Source organism: uncultured Granulicatella sp. (genome assembly GCF_963528195.1).
Taxonomy (GTDB): domain Bacteria; phylum Bacillota; class Bacilli; order Lactobacillales; family Aerococcaceae; genus Granulicatella.
Window position 1 is genome coordinate 1 of record NZ_CAURVN010000043.1, and the last position, 11,193, is coordinate 11,193.

An 11,193-nucleotide genomic window follows, 5' to 3' on the forward strand; every position below is an offset into this window, starting at 1 on the left:
GAATGGTGGAACATTTTGATCGAACGCTAAATCCATACGAAGCGAACGTAATCGGTCATACAAGACTTCATCAAATGGCGCATTATCTTGTACTTGGTGTTGCTGAATGGCATCTGGTTTTTGAAGAATTTGCGCCACAATTGGTTTCACTTCAATTTTCTCACGATTTTTCAATGCCTTTTTTCCTAACTCACTTACTTGTAAAATCGGATATTGTAATCCTTCCGTTTCGATATAGCGATCTGCAATTAAGGAAGAGATAAATTCTTTTAAAGCTTTATCCGAATAATCTTTCATAATTCCGTAAGTAGATAATTGGTCAAAGTGTAGAGCCTTCATTTCAGCTCGTTTACTTCCTCGCAACACTTCGGATACTTTACTCATTCCATACCTTTCTTTCATACGAATAATACAGGACAGAATCATTTGCGCCTGTGGCGTCACATCTGTTAACGTCACTTTATTTAAGCAGTTCGTACAATGCCCACAATCTTCTGGAATATCTTTTTGTCCAAAATAATCTAGCATAAAGCCTCTTAAACAACGTACCGTTCTACAATAATCAATCATCTCATTGAGTTTTGCCATGCCGACTTTATCCTCATTTTGCTTCACTAAAAATTTATTAATAATAATATCTTTTGCCCCGTATAATAAAATACATTCCGCAGGTTCCCCATCTCGACCGGCTCGTCCTGCTTCTTGATAATAACTTTCGATATCTTTAGGCATATTGTAGTGAATGACTTTTCTCACATTGGACTTATCAATACCCATTCCAAATGCATTTGTTGCTACAATGACATCAATACGGTCAAATATAAAATCTTCTTGTACTTTACTCCTAGCTTCCGGGCTTAATCCTGCATGATACCAATCCGCAGCAATTCCCTTCTTTTGTAATTTCTCACAGACTTTTTCGACTTCTTTCCGAGTATTACAAAATACAATCGTCGATTCCTTTTCCTTAATTAACTCTAGTAGACGGCTCATTTTATCCCTTGGTTCTTCCATTCCAAAATATAAATTCGCACGGTCAAAACTCGTTACAACTTCAAAAGGATGTTGTAATTTTAATTGTTGCTTAATATCCAAGCGAACTCTTGGAGTAGCCGTTGCTGTAAAAGCTGCCACAATGGGACGAGTAGGAAGTTGTGCAACAAATGTGTCGATATTTTGATAACTTGGTCTAAAATCTTGCCCCCACTGAGAAATACAGTGCGCTTCATCTACTGCAACCATACTAATCTGAATTCCTTGCATCATCTCTAGAAATCCTTCTTGTTCAAAACGCTCCGGAGCAACATATAATAACTTCACTTCACCTCGTTGTAATTGCTCAATCGCTTGATAATACTCGAGTGAAGTCATCGCACTATTTAACAAAATCGCTTTGATTCCCATTTCTTTTAACGAAGTCACTTGATCATACATTAAGGAAATTAATGGAGATACAACAATTGTGATTCCGTCTAACATTAACGCTGGTACTTGAAAACAAATGGACTTTCCTGCAGAAGTTGGCATAATCGCTAGGACATCTCTTTTGGATAAAATCGTTTCAATAATTTCTGCTTGAGCAGGTCTGAAGCTATCGTATCCATAATAATGTTTTAAAATTTCTTCCTTATTCATCTACTTCCCCCCTCTCTTCTAGTAAGTATATTAATTCTCGCATGTGTTCCATCGATAAAGCATAGACATCTAATGAAAAAAATTCTGGTATTATTTCTTCAATATAAGCATCTTCTAATGTGTCAATTGTTATTTCTAAATCTAGCTTTTCTTTTAGAAGGGATAATTGACTTCTTTCTAACAATAATTGTGTGCCGTGTAAAGTTGTTTGTTCTATCGCTGATAATTCTAATAACTGTCTAAATTGTTGAGACTTTTCATGATAGTGTGCCACCATTTTTTGTCGATGTTTTTCAAATAAGCCATTTTGGATAAATAATGCTAATGTTTTTTGCATGAGTAAATTCGAATCAAAATCTAATAATTGTTTTCTTTTCTCAAATTCCTTTATTAAAGCATTTGGAAGTACGACAATTCCCATTTTAAAAGCAGAAAATAAAATCGATGAAAAAGATTTTACATAAATGACTCTTTCATTCGTATCAAAATAATGCAAAGGCGTTGCAGTTCCTCGTTCGTAATCCGCCATATAATCGTCTTCAATAATATAGACTTGATATTTTTCTGCTAATTCCACAATTTTCTTTTTAACGCTATCCGGATAACTCATCCCAAGTGGATTATGGAATCTAGAAATCGTATAAAAATAACGAATGGTACCACTTTGAAAAATTTGTTCTAACTTCTCTAATGAAATGGTGTCTTGTGTCTGTTCTCGTTCAATGAGTTGATAGGGAATTCCTAATTCCTTCACTAATTGATTCATACGACTATACGTTGGTTGTTCTAATAACAATCCGCCTGTTCCAATCAGTTGGAGTAAAATATATAAGGCTTGTTGCGTTCCCGTTGTAATCGATAATTGACCTTCCTTTGCATACACTCCGTAACTTTCTAACAATGGCACCATTGCTTCAATTAATTCACGGTCTCCTCGGATGGATTCTTTCTGGCTATTAATTCCTTCATAACTTGCCATAACTGACTCATTCAAACATTTTCTAAAATCTTCAATCGGAAATTGCATCGGATTTGGCAAACCAATTTTTGTCGTGTTTCGAACAGGGACTCGATTTTTCAATACATAATAGCCACTCTTTTCAACTGGATATATTAAACTTTCTTCCTTTAAAAGATGTAAAGCTTTTAAAATCGTATCTTTATTACAATGATACTGTTGAATCATTTCACGAATTGAAGGAAGTCGATCTCCTTTTTTATAAATACCTTCTTCGATTTGCTGACGAATTTGAAGACTCACTTCTTGATATTTAAACATGACACACCTCACTATCTGTACCGGTACAATTCTTCTCGGAAAATATTGTACCTTATCCCATCCTGAATTACAATGAGTTCAACTTCTAAAAATAGGAGGTGCTTTCGTGGTACAAAAACGGATTATATTGGCCAATGATTTATCCGGAATTGGAAAAGTAGCACTGACTCCAGCCATTCCGATTATGGCTTGTTGCGAGATTGAGACGATACTTTTACCAACCATTTTACTATCCTCTCATACAGGAGGATTTGGGCAAATTGCTATCCAAGAACTACTAGACTTTACAAAGCAAAGTTTAGAACAATGGAAAGCATTAAACTTAAAAACAGATGCATTATTTATCGGATATTGCAGACAAATGGAACAATTGAAAGTTTTATTAGACTATTATACGAGTCAAAGTCCAGATGCTCTACTAATCGTCGACCCAATTATGGGGGATCACGGGAAGTTATATAGTGGCTTTACAGAAGAATATGTCCACCAAATGAGAAGAGTTTGTTCCAAAGCGGATATTATTCTTCCAAATCTGACTGAAGCTGCGTTATTAACTCAAACGAAGTATTTAGAAGGAATTCAACCAGTAGAAGCTTATCAGAAACTTACTAGGGAGTTAGCCGATTTAGGATGTAAAAAAGTCATCCTAACAGGTATTCAAACAAAAGTAGGTTCCATCGGATTATTGAGTTATGATGCTACTACAGAACAATTTGCGACAGCCTTTACTCCTCATTATCCGCATCATTTTTTTGGAACTGGAGATATTGTTTCAGCTATTCTAAGCGCTTGTATTTTACAAGGTTTTTCTTTAGAAAAAGCTTTAGCGACAGCCACAACCTTTCTTGACGCGACTCTACAAGAAACCATTGCTCAAGAAAAAGATTTACAATACGGAGTTGCTTTTGAACCACAATTGCATCTCCTCACACAATTATTTCATTCATAGAAAGTAGGAATTATAATATGAAACATTATTCATTACGTGAATTAACACAAATTGCATTATTTGCCACTTTAATTTTCTTAGGAGTTCAGTTATTTAGAATTCAATTGGGACACCAATTTGTCCACTTTGGAAATGCCCTAGTCGTTGTTGGGTGCTTAGTATTCGGTAGTAAAAAAGGAGCCATTGCTGCCACTTTAGGATTAGGAATTTTCGATATTTTAAATGGATATGCAGCAGAAGTTTGGATTACGATTTTAGAATCTCTTATTGTTTGTTGGGGAATTCATCTTGTTTATGAAAAAACACTTCATCAAAACGACAAAGCTGCTAATATTATTGGAATTGGTATTTTAGCTGCTGTTATTAAAATCATTTTAAATTTAGTAAAATACACTTTCCTACGTGGAATGATTATGGGAGGACTAGCTTTTACTCCAGCATTCGTTGCAGCCTTCACTAAAATTTTAGGAACATTTGGTTCTGCTGCTTTTACAGTCATTACCGTTCCAATTTTATACCCAATTTTCAAAAAAATTCATCAAAAAATTAAAGCCTAATCCCTACTAGCAAGAGAAGTTTGAGTCTCTTGCTAGTTTTTTATTTTCTTCCACTTACCGTCTGGTAATCGAGCCAGACCATTTGTTTCCTTCCTAATTTCTCTCAAAAATTGCTCTATCTCACATTTACAAACCTTCTCTTGCTCATAACATGAAGAAAAACGAATTTTCTTTTGGGTGGCTAATTTTTTCAAATACGCATAACACTGCTGAAGCGAGAAAACTTGGTTTATTTTTAATCGTTCGATTCCCATCCATAAGTATCCTTGCCAAATAATATTATAAGTTTTTATACTCCATGAATATTTTGGATAGTGACGGCATACCTCTAATTGATCAAACGTCCAATATTGATGATAGAGTGCTTCTAGAAATTTCCTGTTTTCTTTTTGAGGACTTAAAATAAATGCTTGCCACTCTTCTTTTGTCCAAGATTGCTCCTTACTTACCGATTGAAAAATTTGTACATTCTCCGACTCTTCAAAAATCTGAAAGACTTTTTTCCAATCAAGCTTATCTAAGTTACATCTACTCTCCTCAAAAAGATACTTTCTTTTTTGAAGTTGTAACACTAGATGATGATGGATGATCCATTCTTTATTTGTATAGAAACACAAATAATTCCCTAATTGTCGATGATATCGAATACAATATAAACTCATCTCACATAAGTTTTTTGTTAAAAACTTCTTTCCTAGTATCCACGAGACACTTCTCCCCAAACTTTCTAAAGCTTTAGTGCGAGTAGTCATTTCTTTTATTGGAATCACACTACATTGATATTCCAATACCCATTCCTTTTCACCTACTTCAATCGTAATATCCGGAATTTGTCCAATCATAGCTTCATACCGTTCTAAGTCTACTGAATATCCTTGTTGCAGAAGACTATCTTGTAATTCTTCTTTTCCTTTTTGATGTGCCTCTGTTTCTCCATCATGCCTCGCTTGTGTTATATGCCTAAAAAAATACTCTCCATTTTTCTTTTGGCAAATTTGTACAGGTTCTCCACACGTCGGACAAGCATAATATTCTGACTTATCTAATTCAATTCCTTTATACGCATATACTAATTCTCCATTTGAATCTCGAGCAATTTTCATTCAAACCACCTCAACTATATATACGAAAAAAATCTCAAAAAATATTTTTTATTTGGAATTTTTTAAAATAATTATTTATGCAAACAAAAAAAGATGAAAATAGAATTTTTCATTCTATTTCCATCTTTCAAGCATTTAAATTTTTTCTAAATTTTTCTCTACAACAATATCCCATGAACATCCTAGAGCGCCTTGCCCTAAATGTGTTCCAATAACTGGACCAAAGTATGCTAGAGAAGTTCTTAATTTTGGATATTTTTCTTGAATTTGAGCACGCCACGCTTCTCCTGCCTCTGGAGCATTTGCATGAATAATGACTAATTCATATCCATCTCCATCTGTCGTTTGAGTATCTTCTTCAAATAATTGCTCAATTCGTTTCATCGCTTTTTGTTGCGTACGAATTTTTTCCAATGCCACAATTTTCTTTTCTTCAAATGTTAAAATTGGTTTAATTTTCAACATAGAACCAACTAAGGCAGCACCAGCTGATAAACGTCCACCTCTTTGAAGATTATTCAAATCATCTACGATGAAGTAAGCTGTTGTACGATCTACTAATTGTTGAACACAAGCTACAATCTCTTTAGCAGTATATTGTTCATCTTTTGCCATCATTGCAGCAAGACGAACCGCACGAGCTTGAGGTGCACAGCTAATTCCTGAATCGATTGGATAAATCAATACTTCATCTTGTAATTCTTCAGCAACTGTCACAACTGTTTGATAAGTTCCGCTAATCCCACTGGATAAAAGAATTGGAATAATAGCATCATAATGATGGGATAATTCACGGAATAATTCAATTGTTTCACCAACTGCTGGTTGCGAACTAGTTGGAAATACCTCTGAGTTTTTTACTTTTTCATAGAAATCGGCAGTTGTCAAATCTTGTTCTTCACGATAACTTTCTTGTCCAAAAATAACTGATAGTGGCAATACATAAATATCCCACTCACGGCGTTCTTCTGGTGTCAAATACGCAGTACTATCCGTTACGATCGCAATTTTCATTTACTCGACTCCTTTTCTTAAATTTAGCAATCACGTTGCTTTCTGTAGTATACCAAAAATCCATATTGGGGGCAATCGTAGGAATTTGGAAGAGTAAAACAAAAAGACCCCGAAGGGTCTTTTCATTATGCTTAAGGATTGAATAATTGTCCTGAGAATCCGTCTGTATTTTTAAGAAGTGCTTTAAATACTTTTGATTTAAGCTCTACAGTTTTAGCTGTTCCTCCACCTGCTAGGTCAGCCTCAACTGCTTTATCAAATAAGGCTTTTAGTTCAGCATAATTGGTAATTTGTTTACCATCAATCTCAATGGCAGTAAATCCTTTTTCACCTTTTGCTTTCACTTCTTTGTAATACTCTTTCTTCCACTCTTCAAGGTTAGTGAATCTTCCATTAGAAACTTTTTTGATAATGAAGTCATCACCTAATAGCTTATTATTTTCTTTATCAGCTGCACCTTGATATTTGCTAGAAGCATATCCAACAAATCCATTCTCATATCCGAAGTAACCCCACATACGGAATGTATTGTGTTTAAAGGATGCCGCACCAGGAGCACCAGTACTTGTATTTCCACCATAGATACCAGTCATCATGTTCATATTGACATAAGCAGACCCAAAATCCGTTGGATTATAAGTACCATCACCAGGAGCACCATGTTTCGTCATTAGGTTATTAGTAATTAAATCATCAATAGTATTAATTGCTACTTTTTTCTCATCCTCTGTCAACTCACGAATTTTATCGAACTGATGACCTGAATTTCCACTACGATATTGTCGATCCATTTTCTTGAACCAGCGACTTGTATTTCCTTTTAACTGCGGTAATACAGCATCAGCCTCAAGATGGTCTAACATCATTAGAGCGTCATTATAGTTCTTCATATAGTGATCAATTTGTTCACGAGTTTGTAATTTATCAGGATCTGGGTTATACCATTGATCTCCATCATTTTGACGATGATAAGCCATGTTAATACCTAATGCTCCATACTCACCATTATATGTTGATTTATCAGGTGTTTGTAACATACCTTGAGCATATGCTTCAAGGTATGTACCTGGACGATGTCTATGACCACCTAAGTATGCCATACGGTCATTTACGTGAGTTGTTTCATGGGTAAATGCTGAAATACCGAAGTCCTCTAACATATTTGTTACCATGAAGAAAACTTGTTCATCTTCATATGGATTTGCATAGACTTTAGCCATAGCTCCCATATTCCAATTAATTTGATGCCATCTGTCTGTTGGGCCAAATAACTCACGAATTGGTGTCGCTACCTTACCATCTGTACCATATCCACGACGATTAGCATCCTTAATACCCGCATAAGCTTGATTATCCCATACAGGTGTAGGAACCATATTTTGACTCTTAAGAAGTCTATCACGAACATTTGGAAGTGCAAGACGTGACCAGAAGTCTAAGTATGTTTGTTGAGCTTTAGCTACATAATTAATACGTTCTTTGAACGCTTCACGTTCAGCTTCTGTATTTTTACCATATTTTTCAAATGAACTATAAGCCATAGTATTATAGGTTGAAATCATAAAGATATGTGCTTTCTTCAAGTTCAATAATGGTAAAATCATACGTGCATGCATATTATTATTCAGACCATCAAAAACACGATGACGTTTATTTTTGAAATCTGGATTTGTTGTTTCTGGTTCTACAACATAAACATTTTTCGCTGAATGGATAAACCAGTCGTTAAGATCTGTATCATTTGTGAAGAGACGCATATTATACTCTAAGAAACTACGTAAATCACCTTTACCAGTATCTCCTGCAATAATTTCACGATAGGCATCTTGGGTTCTATCACCCTTCAAGTTCTTTTCTTGCGAACCAATTCGAATTAATCTATCAATAACACTTGGTGTCTTGCCATAGAAATCTGGTTTAAACATCATTATATTCTTAATGTTTAAGTCACCATATTCAATACCATAATAACGATTGAGGTAAGTAAGTGCCATCATAATTTTAGCTTTATTATCTTCTACTTTCTTAAGAAGTGCTTTTATGGCTGCCTCATCACCGTTTAATTGATGGTCTTCATTTTCAACAAGAGCTTTTACTAATTTATCAAGATTTCCTTTTACTTCTGCAAAACTTTCTTCTAAGTATAATGCTCCAACATTACCTGTTATCGCACGAACTTCAGGAGATTCAAGAGTAATTGTATCTAATTTCGCTTTAACATCACTTAGTAATTGAGTGCGGTCTTTAACTACCATATTTGGTGTGTAAACGACATCTCCTAAACCTGTAATACCATATTCTTTTACTTGTTCCACGTTTGATGTAGCCTTAGGTGATACAGATTTTTCTTCTTTCGTACCATCAGCATAATGAATCATAATCTTATCAACATCTGATAAATCAGTTACAAATTGTCCATCTTTCATACCTGTTACAGATAATACTTCAGTCGTTAATAATTTAGATCCTTCAGGAATCTTGTTCCCTTGATTGATAATCCACTCTTTATTGTAGAATGGTTGAAGTTTTTCAATATTACGGTATGCAAGTTCACGAGATGCATCATAATCTTGAGTGTCTTTATAAGTATCAGATTTTGATTTCGCTTGGTTTAGTTTGTCAGCCAAATGTTGTGTAATTTCGTATTCATGAGCTGTAATTCCCATTTTAGCAATACGAGTTTTAGCTTCATCTTCAGAAATCCCTTTCCAACGACTAGAACGAGAATAAGATTGTTTCCCTTCACTAATTCCATTGACAAACGCATTATTATTACGCACCCAATTCGCTCCGAAGTAATCATCATCTTCTGCATCACGAGAACCATATAAAATTTCTCCGCCATTCTTCACTTTCATCATGGTAATATTGTTTTCTGCAAGACCCCATGACCAGTTAGAATGAAGTAAACCACCCGTTTCAAGAGGTTCTTTCACATCAATCGTACCTTTTGCCACTGAATTCTTCAAACGTCCCCATGCACTAACGTCCATTGGGTTATCCCCATGATTCAACTTAGCGACAAGTCCTCCGACCTTAGCTTTATTTCCTTTGATGTATGCATCAATGTAAGAATTATCCGTGTTACTTCTCCAGCTTTCACTGACAAGTCCACCAGACCACCAACCTTTATTGCCGACACTTGTAATATTGCCGATAAAAGCTACATTACGCATATTGGATTCATCTAACTTATTAACCATACCAGTGACGTCATTGTTCCCAACGACATTACCTGTCACCTTAATGTTCTCAATTGTTGATTTCTTGAACATATCACCAAGGGGAGCTGTTTTATCCGCCCATGGCATATTAATATTCACATTACCAAAGTTAATATCATGAATATGGGCGTTTTCCACACGATTGAACAACGGACGAGCTAGATTGTGAATGGTATAACGTTTATCTCCTTCACTATACAACTTACCTTTAAAGATGTTCGTCACGTATTGTTTATTCGGAGTCGGAACATTCACAGCATTCAAATCTGCACCAAGTTTAAACTCACCCGTTGGATTAGCTTGCATATCTTTTACAAGTTCATTGAAGTTGTAGTACACATTGCCTACTTTTGGTAATTGTTTTTCAAAATAATGAACATATTCTTCACTTAGTGTATCATCTTCTCTACGTTGAACTAAGTCTGGAGCTTTCGCTACGACTTTGTACAATGTTTTTCCATCTACAATAACTTCTTCAACAGAACTTACTGCAAGTCTTGTCACTTTGTTATCGTGAGTTGTCACACGTAAATATAATGGAGAAACATCTGTCGGTTTTTCAGTCAGTAAGCTCTTATCAGTTTCTTTACCGGCATCATCTACACTCATTAAACTTGTTTCTTTAATGTTTTTGATTTCAACTTTTTTAAGGTCTAACTGAATTTGTTTATCTTCTAATTTCTGAGTTTCTTCGCCTTCACCACGATCATAAACCATTGTTGTGGATAGAGTGTACCCTTGATAATATTTCAATTTATCTAAAGTAACGTTTAAATTATTTTCAGCAACCGTTACTTCTTTGACAACTTTTCCATCTTTATCTTTTAACGCTAATTTGATTGATTTAATTTCTACTCCAGCTGGTTTATTCAATGTATAACTAGCTGTAGCGCTCTTCTTCAAGACATCTTTATCTGTTTTAGCCCATTCTAAGATTGGTTTTTCTAAACCTTTTGTACCTTTTTTGATAATCTCATCTTGAGGTTGGTCAATTACTGTTTCCTTAACTATTGGAGCTTCATTTGTTTTTTCTCCACGAATCGTTTTATAGATTTCAGTAATTTGTTTCTTACCTTCTACACCTTTTTGAGATACTTGTCTTGTTCCGCGTTTTAAAGTGTCATCTTCTTGTTCTTTGGTTTCAAAAGGAATGACTTCTTCTCTTGTTTCAACTACTGTTCCTTCAACTGGCTTTGTTCCTTTTTTAACGACTTTAGGAACAGCAGGCATTTTCACTTCTGTAGTTGTAGAAAGAACTTTGTCTGTTTCCACACCTTCCACTGTTTCGTAAGTTGTTTTCGTAACTTGGATACCTTTAGAACCAGGGGTTTCAACTACTTCTTCATCCACATATTTTGTATCGTCTGGAACTACTTCTGTTGTGAAATCTAATTCACTTTCGGTAGACTTCTCAACTGTACCTGTTGTTACT

The 11,193-nt window shown here is 35.0% G+C and carries 7 protein-coding genes; 2 read left to right on the forward strand and 5 right to left on the reverse strand.

All coding sequences use genetic code 11. From position 1 onward, the window contains the following. Together recQ and RWR88_RS07645 are read right to left on the reverse strand one after the other, a co-directional pair. On the reverse strand, positions 1 to 1,635 hold a 1,635-nt coding region (recQ, locus tag RWR88_RS07640; RefSeq protein ID WP_314451573.1), incomplete at its 3' end, for a DNA helicase RecQ. Continuing rightward, a complete protein-coding gene (locus tag RWR88_RS07645) occupies positions 1,628 to 2,914 on the reverse strand; it encodes a PLP-dependent aminotransferase family protein (RefSeq protein WP_314451575.1) in 1,287 nt (428 codons plus the stop codon). The genes RWR88_RS07645 and recQ, both read right to left, overlap by 8 nt. A gap of 106 nt (positions 2,915 to 3,020) precedes the next feature. Between RWR88_RS07645 and RWR88_RS07650 the strand changes: the two genes are divergently transcribed. Next, positions 3,021 to 3,863: a pyridoxamine kinase gene (locus RWR88_RS07650; RefSeq protein ID WP_314451576.1), complete on the forward strand. Its 843-nt coding sequence runs from the start codon at positions 3,021 to 3,023 to the stop codon at positions 3,861 to 3,863. Positions 3,864 to 3,880: 17 nt separating this feature from the next. Continuing rightward, on the forward strand, positions 3,881 to 4,420 hold the full coding sequence (locus RWR88_RS07655) for an ECF transporter S component (protein ID WP_314451577.1): 540 nt from the start codon (positions 3,881 to 3,883) through the stop codon (positions 4,418 to 4,420). A gap of 32 nt (positions 4,421 to 4,452) precedes the next feature. Here the strand turns inward: RWR88_RS07655 and RWR88_RS07660 are convergent, their stop codons facing one another. From RWR88_RS07660 to RWR88_RS07670, 3 genes are all read right to left on the reverse strand, one after another. Next, positions 4,453 to 5,523: a competence protein CoiA family protein gene (locus RWR88_RS07660; RefSeq protein ID WP_314451579.1), complete on the reverse strand. Its 1,071-nt coding sequence runs from the start codon at positions 5,521 to 5,523 to the stop codon at positions 4,453 to 4,455. A 135-nt stretch (positions 5,524 to 5,658) separates the two neighbouring features. After that, positions 5,659 to 6,537 carry a DegV family protein gene (locus RWR88_RS07665; RefSeq protein WP_314451581.1) on the reverse strand — a complete coding sequence of 293 codons (879 nt, stop codon included), beginning with the start codon at positions 6,535 to 6,537 and terminating at the stop codon, positions 5,659 to 5,661. A gap of 131 nt (positions 6,538 to 6,668) precedes the next feature. Next, a partial coding sequence (locus tag RWR88_RS07670; protein WP_314451584.1) for a ZmpA/ZmpB/ZmpC family metallo-endopeptidase occupies positions 6,669 to 11,193 on the reverse strand: 4,525 nt, incomplete at its 5' end.